General features: G+C 71.3%; 13 protein-coding genes. 3 read left to right on the forward strand and 10 right to left on the reverse strand.

The genetic code is table 11. From position 1 onward, the window contains the following. Positions 1 to 270: 270 nt before the first annotated feature. Positions 271 to 963, reverse strand: a complete 693-nt coding sequence (locus ABD932_RS05400) for an iron-dependent transcriptional repressor DtxR (protein WP_004000347.1) — start codon at positions 961 to 963, stop codon at positions 271 to 273. A gap of 380 nt (positions 964 to 1,343) precedes the next feature. On the opposite strand from ABD932_RS05400, the gene ABD932_RS05405 reads away from it, so the two are divergent. Continuing rightward, positions 1,344 to 2,099 (forward strand): SIS domain-containing protein, encoded by a 756-nt coding sequence (locus tag ABD932_RS05405; RefSeq protein WP_345009118.1) that lies wholly within the window; start codon positions 1,344 to 1,346, stop codon positions 2,097 to 2,099. Positions 2,100 to 2,168: 69 nt separating this feature from the next. Here the strand turns inward: ABD932_RS05405 and ABD932_RS05410 are convergent, their stop codons facing one another. From ABD932_RS05410 to pdxH, 4 genes are all read right to left on the reverse strand, one after another. After that, positions 2,169 to 3,608 carry a PAS domain-containing protein gene (locus ABD932_RS05410; protein ID WP_345009120.1) on the reverse strand — a complete coding sequence of 480 codons (1,440 nt, stop codon included), beginning with the start codon at positions 3,606 to 3,608 and terminating at the stop codon, positions 2,169 to 2,171. A gap of 155 nt (positions 3,609 to 3,763) precedes the next feature. Then, a complete protein-coding gene (locus ABD932_RS05415; RefSeq protein ID WP_345009122.1) occupies positions 3,764 to 4,204 on the reverse strand; it encodes a GNAT family N-acetyltransferase in 441 nt (146 codons plus the stop codon). After that, positions 4,197 to 4,607: a RidA family protein gene (locus ABD932_RS05420; RefSeq protein ID WP_250090884.1), complete on the reverse strand. Its 411-nt coding sequence runs from the start codon at positions 4,605 to 4,607 to the stop codon at positions 4,197 to 4,199. Before ABD932_RS05420 ends, ABD932_RS05415 begins: the two co-directional genes overlap by 8 nt. 330 nt (positions 4,608 to 4,937) lie before the next feature. Beyond that, positions 4,938 to 5,606 carry a pyridoxamine 5'-phosphate oxidase gene (pdxH, locus tag ABD932_RS05425; RefSeq protein WP_345009125.1) on the reverse strand — a complete coding sequence of 223 codons (669 nt, stop codon included), beginning with the start codon at positions 5,604 to 5,606 and terminating at the stop codon, positions 4,938 to 4,940. 340 nt (positions 5,607 to 5,946) lie between these two features. Between pdxH and ABD932_RS05430 the strand changes: the two genes are divergently transcribed. Both ABD932_RS05430 and ABD932_RS05435 read left to right on the forward strand, forming a co-directional pair. Then, positions 5,947 to 7,047, forward strand: a complete 1,101-nt coding sequence (locus ABD932_RS05430; RefSeq protein WP_250090887.1) for a citrate synthase 2 — start codon at positions 5,947 to 5,949, stop codon at positions 7,045 to 7,047. A gap of 338 nt (positions 7,048 to 7,385) precedes the next feature. Further along, positions 7,386 to 8,765 carry a serine/threonine-protein kinase gene (locus ABD932_RS05435; protein ID WP_486389364.1) on the forward strand — a complete coding sequence of 460 codons (1,380 nt, stop codon included), beginning with the start codon at positions 7,386 to 7,388 and terminating at the stop codon, positions 8,763 to 8,765. A gap of 27 nt (positions 8,766 to 8,792) precedes the next feature. Here the strand turns inward: ABD932_RS05435 and ABD932_RS05440 are convergent, their stop codons facing one another. From ABD932_RS05440 to ABD932_RS05460, 5 genes are read right to left on the reverse strand one after another with little or no spacing between them, the layout of a single operon-like run. Further along, a complete protein-coding gene (locus tag ABD932_RS05440) occupies positions 8,793 to 9,374 on the reverse strand; it encodes a hypothetical protein (protein WP_345009128.1) in 582 nt (193 codons plus the stop codon). Positions 9,375 to 9,408: 34 nt separating this feature from the next. Continuing rightward, positions 9,409 to 10,032, reverse strand: coding sequence for a TetR/AcrR family transcriptional regulator (locus ABD932_RS05445; RefSeq protein ID WP_345009130.1), 624 nt, complete (start codon positions 10,030 to 10,032; stop codon positions 9,409 to 9,411). After that, a complete protein-coding gene (locus ABD932_RS05450) occupies positions 10,020 to 10,754 on the reverse strand; it encodes an enoyl-CoA hydratase family protein (RefSeq protein WP_345009132.1) in 735 nt (244 codons plus the stop codon). Before ABD932_RS05450 ends, ABD932_RS05445 begins: the two co-directional genes overlap by 13 nt. Then, positions 10,751 to 12,328 carry a 4-coumarate--CoA ligase family protein gene (locus ABD932_RS05455; protein ID WP_345009134.1) on the reverse strand — a complete coding sequence of 526 codons (1,578 nt, stop codon included), beginning with the start codon at positions 12,326 to 12,328 and terminating at the stop codon, positions 10,751 to 10,753. The genes ABD932_RS05450 and ABD932_RS05455 overlap by 4 nt, the downstream gene beginning before the upstream one ends. A gap of 48 nt (positions 12,329 to 12,376) precedes the next feature. Beyond that, on the reverse strand, positions 12,377 to 13,516 hold the full coding sequence (locus ABD932_RS05460) for an acyl-CoA dehydrogenase family protein (RefSeq protein ID WP_345009136.1): 1,140 nt from the start codon (positions 13,514 to 13,516) through the stop codon (positions 12,377 to 12,379). Between the last annotated feature and the right edge of the window lie 42 nt (positions 13,517 to 13,558).

Here is a 13,558-nt window from a genome sequence, read left to right on the forward strand (position 1 = left end):
GCCCTCTCCACAACCACGGCACATCCGCCCGCCCCCTCACCGGCCGGTCGCATCGCTGTCGACCACGGCCCAGAGCCCTCAGGTCGTATGCCTCACGCGACAGCCTGGCACGCGAAAGGTCCGAGCGCTGCGATTTGACGCAGTGAATCTTCGATTCGGCGCGTTCGACGGATCGTCACCAGCACCGCCCCAACTCCCGCTCTGTTAACGGGAGTTACACGGGAGAGAGAACCCGAGATGGACGGATCGAGATGGACCGGCGCCGATGCCTCAGCGCTTGGCGACGAACACATGGGAGGCGACGTCCGCCTCCAGCTCGGCCGCCTCGCCGCCGCTGCCCACCAGGACACCGCCCGCCGACTCGGTCACGCTCACCACCGAGCCGGGCTGCACGCCCGCCCGGCGCAGCGTGTACATCAGCTGCGCGTCCGTCTGGATCGGCTCGCCGATACGGCGCACGACGACCGTCTTGCCCTCGACGCCCGGGTCGAGGTCGGCCAGCGAGACCATGCCCTCGTCGAGGAACGGATCGGCGCCGTCCTTCTCGCCGAGCTCCTCCAGGCCGGGGATGGGGTTGCCGTACGGCGACTCGGTCGGGTGGCGCAGCAGCTCCAGCACACGCCGCTCCACGGCCTCGCTCATCACGTGCTCCCAGCGACACGCCTCGGCATGCACCTGCTCCCACTCCAGCCCGATCACGTCGACGAGCAGGCACTCGGCGAGGCGGTGCTTGCGCATGACGCGGGTGGCCAGCCGCCGCCCCTCGTCCGTGAGCTCCAGATGCCGGTCGGACGCCACGGACACCAGCCCGTCACGCTCCATCCGCGCCACCGTCTGGCTGACGGTCGGCCCGCTCTGGTCCAGCCGCTCGGCGATCCGGGCGCGCATGGGGACCACACCTTCCTCCTCCAGCTCGAGGATGGTGCGGAGATACATCTCCGTGGTGTCGATCAGTCCGGACATACGTGCCCCTCGATTAGCTCTGCGATTAGCTCAGCTAGCTCTGCGATCAGCTCAGCCGGAAGCGAGACAGCTCCACGGCGCGTGCGCTGGCCCTGCACTCAATTCTGCCGGATACCACTGACAACCGTGCCGCGCCGTTGAAACCAACGGGTTACGCGGGGCGGTGCGTGCGGCCGAGCGGGGCATCCGGCCGTAGCGCGAGTATCCGGCCGTGGCCCGGGGGCGGCATCCGGCCGCAGGGCGGGGGCATCCCGCCGTGGCCGGGGCGGCATCCGGCCGCAGGGCGCGCATCCGGCCGTATTGACACCGCACTGGTCCAGACCGCACGGTGATCCGCAACACACCGTCACCCGACGACCACGCCACCCGGAGGGCCCCGCATGAGCGACAGCACGCCGGCCGACCAGTTCTTCGACGCCGCGATCGGCCTGCTCCAGCGGGTCCGTGACGAGGAGGCCGAGAGCATCGGGGCGGCCGGCACCCTGCTCGCCGACACCGTCGCCACCGGCGGCCGGCTCTTCGCCTTCGGCGCCGGTCACTCCTCCCTCGCCGCCCAGGACATCGTCTACCGCGCCGGCGGTCTCGCCCTGATGAACCTGCTGGCGGTCCCCGGCGTGGTGGGCGTCGACGTCATGCCCGCCACCCTCGGCTCCGCCCTGGAACGCGTCGACGGCCTCGCGAGCGCGGTCCTGGACAGCTCCCCCCTCCGCGACGGCGACGCGCTGATCATCATCTCCCTCTCCGGCCGCAACGCCCTCCCCGTGGAGATGGCCATGAAGGCCCGCTCCCTCGGCGTCCGGGTCATCGGTGTGACCTCAGTGGCGTACGCCTCGGAAACGCAGTCCCGCCATGTCTCCGGCACCTACCTCAAGGACCACTGCGACATCGTCCTCGACTCGAAGATCGCGATCGGCGACGCGGAACTCACCCTCGACACCATCCCGGCCCCCTTCGCCCCCGCCTCCACGGTCGTCACGTCGGCCCTCCTCCAGGCGGTCATGGCCACGGCCGCGAGCACACTGGCCGAGCGCGGCATCGAGCCCCCGCTCCTGCGCTCCGGCAACGTCGACGGCGGCCACGACTGGAACGGCCGGGTGTTCGAGAAGTACGGCGACCGGATCTTCTACCGGCACTGAATCCCGGATCTTCCACCGGCACTGAAACGCGGATCTTCCGCCGGCGCTGAATCCCCGTCCCGGTGCTCGCTACTCCGAGTCCAGCGCCCCCGCCAGATCCAGCGCGGAAGCGATCCGCACCGCCACATCCTCCCCGTACACCGCGTCGCCCCGCTCGAACGCACTGCGGCCGGCGCCCCGCAGAAACGTCACGACCCCCAGCGTCCGCCCCCGACTCCGCAACACGGCACACAGCGCGTGCACCACGTCGGCCGGCCACTGCCGCCCCACGGCCCACTCACGCGCCCGCTCCGCCGGCAAGTTCCCCGCGTCCGCCCGCACCGACCCGGCCCGCGCCACGCACTGCAACGCCGGATGCCCCTCGGCGTACCGCACCGGCAGCCCGGCCTCCCCGCCCAGCAGACTCGGCCCCGGCGCCCCGGAAGGCGTCACCGCGACCCGAACCAGCCGTACCGGATCCGCCGAATCCGCATCCGCGACCGCACCGCCCGCGACCCGGTCGATCAGCGCATGATCGGCGAACCCGGCCAACGCGAAGTCCAGATGCACCGTCGCCGCCTCGACAGGGTCCTCGCACTCCGCGGCGGCCCGCGCGGCCCGATGCAGCTGATTCGTCCGGAACCGCAGCAGCGCCGCCTCCTGCTCCCCCTGCTTGGCCGCGGTCACATCCTGGAAGAGCCAGCCCACCCCCAACGGCACGGGCTCCTCCGCGAGCGGCGAGGCCAGCCGTACGAAGCCACACCGCCAGCACCGGCGCCGCTCACCCTCCGGCGTCCGTACGCTCACCCAGACCTCGGCCGGCGCGGGCGGCGCACCCTCCGCGAGCACATGTGTGAGCGCGCTCTCCAGCTCCTCGACGCCCTGGGCGAGCAGTTCCCCGAGCGGCCGCCCGAGCACGGACGTACGCCCGATGCCGAGCGCACGGGCCGCATGCGCGTTCACGACCGCGGGACGCAGATCGGCGTCGACGAGCACGACACCCCACGACGCGTCCTCGAACAACGCCTCGCTCAGCGCGATCGACCGCTCCAGATCGATCTGCGCGTGCACCTCGCTGAACGCGCAGTACACCCCGGCGGGCTTCCCGTCCGGCCCGCGTACGGCAGCCGACTGCGTCCGTACGAGCACCCGCCCGCCGTCCTTGGTCAGCAGGGCGAACTCATGCACCTGGCGCCCCGGAGCGTGCATGGCGGACATCAGCCGCGCCTCGACCTCCTCGGCGTCGGCCGCGCGCACCGCCCACCCGGCGAACCCGTGCCGCCCCACGGCCTCGTCCGCACTCCACCCCAGGATCCGCTCGGCCTCACGGTTCCAATGGGTGACGACCCCGTCCGCGTCGAAGGCGCACAGAGCCGCGTCCATCCCGTCCAGCAGCGCGGCCAGCAGATCGGAACCGCCTGCCGAACCCTCCGAACCGGCCGGACCCGCCGACGAACCCTCCGGACCATCCCTCTCGGGTTCGTCCGGTCCCAGCTCGTCGGTGGTCCCACTACGCCGGGAAGCACTCACATGGACCCCCTGCCAAGCTGCGTCCGCACGTACGACGCGTCGGTTCGCTCACTTGCAATCATCTAACTGGAACGTGACGCAGCACACACCGTGTTCCCCAAGATTGAAGGAATCGTTGTACGCACCGTCGCGTGCCCCCGCGTGATCACCTGCGCCTACTCCAACCGCAGGTCCAGCCACAGATCGCGCTCGCCGTCCAGCACATACCGATCGACCTCCACGAACCCACGCGCCTCGGCGAACCGCACCCCGTCCTCATTGGCGGCCAGCACACAGGTCTCGATCACCCCGGCGCCCAGCACGCGCGCGTGCGCGAGCCCGTCCTCGTACAACTCCCTGCCGTACCCGCGCCGCCGGTACTCGGGCAGCACGCGCGCGATGACCGTCGCCGCCGCCCCCTCGCCCTCCGGCGGCCGCACCGTCGAGCAGCCGACCAGGACGTCACCGACGTACGCGTTCCGCAGCCGGTACCGCCCGCCGCGCTCCCGCACCTCGTCGAGATCCATCGCCGCCGGCGGCACGATCACGTTGTGGACGTGCCGCCACTCCTCAAGCATGACCTCGCCGTCGACCGGCACAATCCGCAGCTCAGACACGCGCGCCACTCCCCCGTCGGGCGTACACCTCGATCTCGAACCTCATACGAGGATCGGCCAGCCCACACACCATCATCGTGGCCGCCGGCCTCACCTCCCCGAAATACCGCCGCAGCACCGGCCAGCACGGCTCGAAGTCCTCCCGCTCCGGCAGCAGATACCGCACCCGCACCACATCCGCGAACGAACACCCCGCCTCCTCCAGCGCGGCCCCCACGTTCCGCAGACACTGCTCGGCCTGCTCCACGACGTCCTCGGAGATCGTCATCGCCGCGTAGTCGAAGCCGGTCGTCCCCGACACATGCACCCAGTCCCCGTCGACCACGGCACGCGCGTACCCGATCTGCTCCTCGAAGGTCGAACCACTGAGAATCGCAACCCGCCCCGCATGCTGCTCCGTCATGATCGGAACGCTAGGTGCGCAGTGCTGATACGTCCATCACGAAAAAAACGGTTGATCGGGGCAGAGCCACTTCTTAGGGTGTGCGGTACACGAGAAGGGAGGTGGTTCGGCAGATGTATGAATACCGGACGCGTGAGGTGGCTGCGGGCTAGCGGCCCGTCACCCCACCCAGTGCGGTGCCGGACCAGCGCGTGAGAGACGCGTGCAGCCGGCCCAATCCCAGCAGTCACCCGACCCGCGAGCTCGCCGGTACGTCCGGCCGGCTCCCCCGCCACAGGCGGAGGAACCCGAGCTCGCGGGTCGTCTGCGTGTGCGGAGCCTCTGCCGCCGTCACGGACTGAGCCGCTCCACCCGCCAGCTCCCGTCCTGCTCCGCCACATACACCAGCCGGTCGTGCAGCCGGTTCTCCCGCCCCTGCCAGAACTCCACCGTCTGCGGGGCCACCCGGAAACCGCCCCAGTGCGGCGGCACCGGCACCTGCTCGCCCTCGGGGTAGCGCGCGGCCAACTCGGCGTAGGAGGCGTCGAGTTCGGCGCGGGACGGGATGACGCTGGACTGGGTGCTGGCCCAGGCGCCGAGCTGGGAGCCGTGCGGGCGGGTGCGGAAGTACGCGGCGGTCTCGTCGCGGCCGGTGCGCCGGGCCACGCCCGAGACGATGACCTGGCGGGCCATCGGGTGCCAGGGGAAGAGCAGGGAGACGTACGGGTTGTCGGCGAGGTCGCGGGCCTTGCGGGAGTCGTAGTTGGTGTAGAAGACGAAGCCCTGCTCGTCGAACTGCTTCAGCAGCACCGTTCGTGAGCTGGGCCGCCCGTCGGCGTCCGCGGTGGAGACGATCATCGCGTTCGGCTCGAAGAGGTGGGCCTCCGACGCGGCCTGCTTGAACCAGCGCGCGAACTGCTCGACGGGAGTGGCGGCCAGGTCGTTCTCGGCGAGGCCCTCGGCCCGGTAATGCTTGCGCATCGCGGCGGGGTCGAGGGGGACGGCGTCTCGGTCGGTCACGCGGTCATCTTGCCGTATGCGGCGGGCGCCGTCCGGGACGGTGTCCTTCGTCACTGCGTGGCACTGAGTGCCGCAAGACCTCCCCAAGGGTGGCACTCGGGGTTATCGTGCTGTTGCCGTCGCGGTTGGATGACTGTCGGCCGCACGGGGCATCACAGGGGTACGCCACCGGACCGCGAGTCCGCCGAGGCTCGGAATTGCGGACGCCGGAAGCCTGGCATCCGAAACCGAACCGAGTCCGTGACCGTGGATCCAACGGCGTACGTAGATCTCTGCCGACTGACATGTGGTCGTCCCACCCACAACCCCACCCGTCGCACACATCATGAGGAGCCGCCTGATGTCCGACTTCGTACCCGGGCTCGAAGGAGTCGTCGCGTTCGAGACGGAGATCGCCGAACCGGACAAGGAGGGCGGCGCCCTCCGGTACCGGGGCGTCGACATCGAGGACCTGGTCGGCCACGTCTCGTTCGGCAATGTGTGGGGGCTGCTGGTCGACGGCGCGTTCCGGCCCGGCCTGCCGCCCGCCGAGCCCTTCCCGATCCCCGTGCACTCCGGCGACATCCGCGTCGACGTCCAGTCCGCCCTCGCCATGCTCGCGCCCGTGTGGGGCCTCAAACCGCTTCTGGACATCGACGAGGAGCAGGCCCGTGAGGACCTGGCCCGGGCCGCCGTCATGGCCCTCTCCTACGTCGCCCAGTCCGCGCGCGGCCAGGGCCTGCCCATGGTCCCGCAGAGCGAGATCGACAAGGCGCAGTCCGTCGTCGAGCGCTTCATGATCCGCTGGCGCGGTGAGCCCGACCCCAAGCACGTGGCCGCCGTCGACGCGTACTGGACGTCGGCCGCCGAGCACGGCATGAACGCCTCCACGTTCACGGCCCGCGTCATCGCCTCCACCGGCGCCGATGTGGCCGCGGCCCTCTCCGGTGCCGTAGGGGCCATGTCGGGCCCGCTGCACGGCGGTGCCCCCTCCCGTGTGCTGCACATGATCGAGGAGATCGAGCGCACCGGCGACGCCGAGGCGTATGTGAAGCAGACCCTCGACAAGGGCGAGCGCCTCATGGGCTTCGGCCACCGTGTCTACCGTGCCGAGGACCCCCGCGCGCGCGTGCTGCGCCGTACGGCCCGCGAACTCGGCGCCCCGCGTTTCGAGGTCGCCGAGGCCCTGGAGAAGGCCGCCCTGGCGGAGCTCCACGCCCGCCGTCCGGACCGTGTCCTCGCCACGAACGTCGAGTTCTGGGCCGCCATCGTCCTGGACTTCGCTGAGGTCCCGGCGCACATGTTCACGTCCATGTTCACCTGTGCCCGTACGGCGGGCTGGTCGGCGCACATCCTGGAGCAGAAGCGCACCGGCCGCCTCGTCCGCCCGTCCGCGCGCTACATCGGCCCCGGCCCGCGTGACCCGCGCGAGGTCGTGGGCTACGCGGACATCGCACACTGAGTCCTACGCGCGCATGCCCATCGGGTCCCACACGCGCGTGCCCAGCCCACTCCGGGTCCCACGCGCGCGTACCCCATCCGACGGCCGGTCGTCACGCGGAGCCGATTCCAGCTCCGCGTGATGCGCCCGGCCGCCGTCCGCCACCCGGCCCCGATCCCGCGCCACCCGATCCCGCGCCGCCCGGCCACGGGCCCGGGCGAACGTGCCGGTGAGATCGCACACGGAACGTGACTGATCCGCTCCGCCAGTATGCTGGGGCGGCTGCGGCCACCCACCATCACCCGTCCCTACGTGGTGAGTTACGGCCTGCGGCGATCAGGACGTCTCACGGCATGGGGATGGGGAAACAAGTGCTGATAGCGGGCCGCTACCGGCTGGGCGACTCGATCGGGCGCGGTGGGATGGGGGAGGTCTGGCGGGCCTACGACGAGACGCTCGCCCGGCATGTGGCCGTCAAGCTCCTCCTGCCCCAGGACTCCGACCCCACCGCGACCTCCCGGTTCCGGCTGGAGGCCCAGACCGCGGCACGGATCGACCATCCGAACGTGGTCGGCGTACGGGACTTCGGCGAGCACGACAACCAGCTCTACCTGGTGATGGAGCTGGTCGAGGGCGACAGCCTCGCCCGGACGCTGGCCCGCTCCGGCGCGCTGCCCGCCGAGCGCGTGGCCCGTGTCGCCGCCGAGGCCGCCGCCGGGCTGGCCGCGGCGCACCGGCAGGGCATCGTCCACCGGGACATCAAGCCCGGCAACCTGCTCCTGGACGCCGACGGCACCCTCAAGATCGGTGACTTCGGGATCGCCCGCTTCCTGGACGACCCCGGAGCCGCGCTCACGGCCACCGGGCAGATCGTCGGCACGAGCCTGTACCTCGCCCCCGAGCGTGCGCTGGGGCAGCCGGCGGGCCCGCCGTCCGACGTGTACGCGCTGGGCTGCGTCCTCTACCAGCTCCTGACCGGCCGCCCGCCCTTCCACGCCGACACGGCCGTCGCCATCCTGCACCAGCACCTCGACGCCGCCCCCGTGCCGCCCCGCGAGCTGGGTGTCCCCGGCCTCCCGCCCGCCTTCGAGAACTACCTCCTCGGCCTGCTCGCCAAGGACCCCGAGCACCGGCCCACCGCCCAGCAGGCCGCCGGGTGGTTCACCGGTGGCGCCTGGCAGGGCCGCCCCGAGCCGCTGCCCGACGCGACGCCGCCCTCCCGGCGGCAGACGGCCGTGTCGGCCTCGGTCGCCGGGGCGCAGCAGGTGGGTGAGACCAGCAACCCGACCACGTACATGCTGCCGTCGGCCCAAGGGACGGCGTCCGCGGACGGACCCGGCCTCGGACCGAGATCCAGATCCAGATCCAGTTCCAGATCCAGATCCGGTTCCGGTTCCGGTTCAAGATCGCGGTCCGGGACGCGTCGCGTGGTCGCCACGGCCGCCGGCGCGGTGCTCTTCATGATCGCGATGCTCCTCGGCATGCTGTGGTTCTCGCCCGACAACACCGGGACCGAGGGCACGAAGTCCGAGGCCCCGCCCAGCCCGAGCGCGTCCGCCTCTGCGTCCCCCCTTGAGTCGCCCCCGTCCCCGGCGGCCTCCCCGAGCCCGGCGGCGGAGACGAGCACCGGTCAGGAAGGGCAGGACGAGGGGAAGCGGGAGGAGAGGCGCGACCAGGAGCGGGAGCAGCAGAGGCAGCAAGAGGTGCCGCAGGACGACGACGGCGACGAGGACGGCTGACAGCCGCCGGTCTCCCTGGCGTGCATGTCAGAGCTTGCCCCACACATACGCCGTACGGTGGCCGTCCAGCAGCTCGGATATTCGGGCGCGGAACGCCGGGGTGAATTCGGGCCAGTTCCAGAACTCGAAGCCCAGGTGGCCGAAGGCGAAGTAGTCGTCGGTCCAGGTCCAGGCAGTCAGCGGGACGGACTCGGCGCAGGCGGGGCAGTCGACCTGGGCCGCGCCCGTCTCATGCCAGGCGTCCATGGCCTTGCTGAACGGCGCCCACGCATCGTCGATCAGGTCCCACTCGTCGCTGGTCAGGCGGGTGGTGACCCCGCAGCGCGGACAGCTCACCGCTTCCGGCCCACCCTGCCCGCTGTCGAAGACGGTGCGCCGGGTGTACACGGCGAGGCCGTCCCAGGGATCCCGGTCGGCGTCCTCCGGTGACACAGCCCGCTGCCAGTTCCGGCCCGGCGGATGGCCCAGAGGCTGCCCGAGAACGCAGTCCGTGCGCTCGGCGAGCACGATTCCCTCGACCACCAGCCACTCGACCACGCGCTCGGCGAGGCGCGGCGCCTCGTGCGGACTCGTATCGAGGTCGACGATCGTCTGGAAGTGATCACCCATGCCGAAACCGTAGCCCCCGCCACTGACAACGCCCTCAGCCGAGCGTCTCCTCCAGCAGCCCCGCCCACTGCGCCACCACGCGATCGCGGCGGGTGGCGTCGTCCGTGAGCAGGTTCGCCAGGCCCAGGCCGCGGGCCATGTCGAGGAGGCCCTGGACCGTCTCCCGTACGCCCGGCCTGGTCTCGTCCGCGCCCAGCAGGTCCACCGCGATGCGGTGGGTCTCGCGGCCCACTCGGGCCTCCAGTTCCGTCACGCGGGGGCGCAGCTGCTCCTCGTTCGACGCGGCCACCCACAGGTGCAGGGCCGCGCGGAACAGGGGGCCGGTGTAGAGGTCGACCAGCGCCGACACCACCGCGCGGCGGTCCCCGGCGGCGCCGTCGGGGAACAGGTCCCGCAGTGCCGTGGAGCGTTCCTCGGCGACGTACTCGACGGCCGCCGTGAAGAGGTCCTCGCGGGTCGGGAAGTGGTGCTGTGCGGCGCCGCGGGAGACGCCGGCGCGTTCGGCGACGACGGAGACGGTGGAGCCCGCCCAGCCGTGTTCGGCGAGGCAGGCCACGGCGGCTTCCAGGAGCCGCTGCCGGGTGACGCGGCTGCGGTCCTGTTTGGGCACGCGGTCCGTACGGTCCACGCGGTCGCCGACTGTGCTCACACCACCCATGCGGGATCCCGTCTTTCGAGGAAGGCCGTCATCCCCTCGCGGGCCTGCGCGGAGGAGAACAGCCGGGCCGAGAGTGCGGTCAGGTCGGCCGCGTCCCGGTCGAAGGTTTCCAGCACCTTAGCCGTGAGCAGCGCCTTCGTCTCGGCCAGGGCCTGGGGGGCGGCTCTGCGGAGGCCGTCCAGGATGGGGGACAGTGCCTCGTCGACGTCCTCGCCCTGCGTCGTCAGCAGGCCGATGCGGACTGCCTCGGGCGCGGTGAAGCGTTCGCCGGTGAGGTAGTAGCGGGCCAGGGCGCGGGGGTCGGTGCGGGGCAGGAGCGGGAGGGAGATCACTGCGGGGGCCACTCCTATGTGGACCTCCGTGAAGGCGAAGGTGGCCTGGGGTGACGCCGCCGAGATGTCGCAGGCGGCGAGCAGGCCGAGGCCGCCCGCGCGTACGTGGCCGGTGACCCGGGCCACGACGGGTTTGGGCAGCTCCACGATCTGGCGGAGCAGTGCGACCATGCCGTCCGGGGGCGGGGGGTCGCGCAGGTCGGCGCCCGCGCAGAAGGTGTTGCCGGTGTGGGTGAGGACGATCGCGCGTACGTCGGTGTCCTTGGCGCAGTCGGTCAGCGCGTCGGTCAGCTCGCCGACGAGCGCGGCCGAGAGGGCGTTGCGGTTGTGCGGGGAGTCGAGGGTGAGGGTTTCGACGCCACGCGCGCGTGTGCGGCCGATCAGTGTCACGTGGCCTCCTTGGGTGCCCGCAATTCGCGGCGCAGGATCTTGCCGGAGGCGGCCCGGGGGACGCCGTCGATGAAGGTGACCTGGCGGACGCGCTTGTAGGGGGCGACGCGTTCGGCGACGTACATCATGACCTCTCCTTCGGAGAGGTCGGTGGCGGTGGGCTGGCGGACCACGTACGCGTGGGGGACTTCGTTGCCGTCGTCGTCGTAGACGCCGATCACCGCCGCGTCCGCGATGGCGGGGTGGGTGAGCAGGAGGGCTTCGAGTTCGGCGGGGGCCACCTGGAAGCCCTTGTACTTGATGAGTTCCTTGACGCGGTCCACGACGAACAGCCAGCCGCCTTCGTCCACGTGGCCCACGTCGCCGGTGTGCAGCCAGCCGTCGGCGTCGATCATCGCGGCGGTGGCGTCGGGGCGGCCGAGGTAGCCCTTCATGATCTGGGGGCCGCGGATGAGGATCTCGCCGGACTCGCCGACGCCGAGGTCCTTGTCGGGGTCGTCGAGGGAGACGATGCGCATCTCGGTGCCGGCGATGAGCCTGCCGACGGTTCCGGCGGGCGCGTCGTGCATCGCGGCCAGCGGGACGACATGGGTGCCGGGGGACAGTTCCGTCATGCCGTACGCCTGGCCGACGGGCGGCAGTCCGAGGCGCTGCGAGCAGGCGGCCGCGAGGTTCGCGTCCAGGGGCGCGGCGGCGCTGATGATGTATTTCAGGGACGACAGGTCGTACTGCTCGACCAGCGGGTGTTTGGCGAGGGCCAGGACGATCGGCGGGGCCACGTACAGGCCGGTGATGCGGTGGGTCTGGATCGCCGCGAGGAAGGTCTGCAGGTCGAAGCGGGGCAGGACGACGACCGTCGCGCCCAGCCTCAGGGGCGCGTTCATCAGGGCGGTCAGGCCGTAGATGTGGAAGAAGGGCAGCACGGCGAGGATGCGGTCGCCGGGGCCTGCCGGGATGGTGGGTTCGAGCTGGGCGAGGTTGGTGGCGATCTGGCGGTGGGTGAGCATCACGCCCTTGGGGATGCCGGTGGTGCCCGAGGAGTACGGCAGGGCCGCGATGTCCGCGGCGGGGTCGATGTCGACCTGCGGTTCGGGGGCGGCGGACGCCAGCATGTCGATGAGCGAGCGGTGTCCGGGTGCGCTGTCGCAGACGAAGATCTCGCGGACGCCGCCGGCGAGTTCGGCGGCGCGGCGTGCCGTCTCCAGCAGCGGCGAGACGGTGACGATCCAGCGGGCCTCGGAGTCCTTCAGCTGCTTGGCGAACTCCTCGGGCGTGGCGAGCGGGTGCACGGTCGTGACGGAGGCACCCGCGCGCGTGGCGGCGTAGAACGCCGTGGGGAAGGCGACCGTGTTGGGGCTGTGCAGGGCGAGGACGTCGCCCTTGTGCACGCCGGCGTCCGCGAGGGCGGCGGCTATGCGCCGGTGGAAGCGGTCGAGTTGGTCGTAGGTGAGGGTGGTGCCGTCCGTGCCGTCGACGAGCGCGGGCGCGTCGCCGAACTCGGCGGCCCGGCCCAGTACGGCCTCGTGGATGGGGAGTTCTACGGCCGGGACGTCTGCGTACTCGCTGCGGAACACGGTTCCTCCTCGCGACACGGTGCCGGACAGGTGCCGGACGGGTGCCCGTCAGTACGACTTGGGCAGGCCCAGGGTCTGGTGGGAGACGTAGTTGAGAATCATCTCCCGGCTCACCGGAGCAATACGAGACACGCGCGCCGCGGTTATCAACGAGGCGAGCCCGAATTCGCGCGTGAGGCCGTTGCCGCCGAGGGTGTGCACGGCCTGGTCGACGGCCCTCACGCAGGCCTCCCCGGCCGCGTACTTGGCCATGTTGGCGGCCTCACCGGCGCCGACGTCGTCCCCCGCGTCGTACAGGTGGGCCGCCTTCTGCATCATCAGGCGGGCCAGTTCGAGGTCGATGTGCGCCTGGGCGAGGGGGTGCGCGATTGCCTGGTGGGCGCCGATGGGGGCCTTCCAGACGGTGCGGTCGCGCGCGTACTCGACGGCGCGGGCGAGGGCGTGGCGGCCCATGCCGATCGCGAAGGCGGCCGTCATGATGCGTTCGGGGTTGAGGCCGGCGAAGAGCTGGAGGAGGCCGGCGTCCTCGTCGCCGACCAGGGCGTCGGCAGGCAGTCGTACGTCGTCGAGGGTCAGCTCGAACTGCTTCTCGGCCGCGTCGAGTTCCATGTCGATCTGGCGGCGTGTGAAGCCTTCGGCGTCGCGCGGGACGATGAACAGGCAGGGCTTGAGGCTGCCGGTGCGGGCGTCCTCGGTGCGGCCGACTATGAGGGTGGCGTCGGCTATGTCGACGCCGGAGATGAAGACCTTGCGGCCGGTGAGCAGCCAGTCTCCGGTGTCAGGGTCGCGGCGGGCCGTGGTGGTGATGCGGTGGCTGTTGGAGCCGGCGTCGGGCTCGGTGATGCCGAAGGCCATGGTGCGGGTGCCGTCGGCGAGGCCTGGGAGCCATTCGCGCTTCTGTTCCTCCGTGCCGAAGCGGCCGATCACCGTGCCGCAGATGGCTGGGGAGACGACCATCATCAGCAAGGGGCAACCTGCGGCGCCCAGTTCTTCCAGGACGATGGAGAGCTCAGCGATTCCGCCGCCTCCGCCGCCGTATGCCTCCGGCAGGTTGACGCCGAGGTAGCCGAGCTTGGCGGCTTCGGACCAGAGCTCTTCTCGGTCGTAACTGCGGCCGTGGCGCTTGCCGAGGGCGGATACTGCGGCTCGTAGGGCCTTGTGTTCTTCGGATTCGATGTGGGTGGTCACGGGACTCCTTCGGGCTGCGGGTTCGTCGTGGCTGGTCGCGCT

This window comes from Streptomyces shaanxiensis (assembly GCF_039537145.1).
GTDB classification, from domain to species: domain Bacteria; phylum Actinomycetota; class Actinomycetes; order Streptomycetales; family Streptomycetaceae; genus Streptomyces; species Streptomyces shaanxiensis.

What these genes read in the sequence shown, in the direction of transcription:
- ABD932_RS05400 (WP_004000347.1), bottom strand. Translation starts at nt 963, where the DNA reads ATGTCCGGACTGATCGACACCACGGAGATGTATCTCCGCACCATCCTC.
- ABD932_RS05405 (WP_345009118.1), top strand. Translation starts at nt 1,344, where the DNA reads ATGAGCGACAGCACGCCGGCCGACCAGTTCTTCGACGCCGCGATCGGC.
- ABD932_RS05420 (WP_250090884.1), bottom strand. Translation starts at nt 4,607, where the DNA reads ATGACGGAGCAGCATGCGGGGCGGGTTGCGATTCTCAGTGGTTCGACC.
- ABD932_RS05430 (WP_250090887.1), top strand. Translation starts at nt 5,947, where the DNA reads ATGTCCGACTTCGTACCCGGGCTCGAAGGAGTCGTCGCGTTCGAGACG.
- ABD932_RS05435 (WP_486389364.1), top strand. Translation starts at nt 7,386, where the DNA reads ATGGGGAAACAAGTGCTGATAGCGGGCCGCTACCGGCTGGGCGACTCG.
- ABD932_RS05440 (WP_345009128.1), bottom strand. Translation starts at nt 9,374, where the DNA reads ATGGGTGATCACTTCCAGACGATCGTCGACCTCGATACGAGTCCGCAC.
- ABD932_RS05445 (WP_345009130.1), bottom strand. Translation starts at nt 10,032, where the DNA reads ATGGGTGGTGTGAGCACAGTCGGCGACCGCGTGGACCGTACGGACCGC.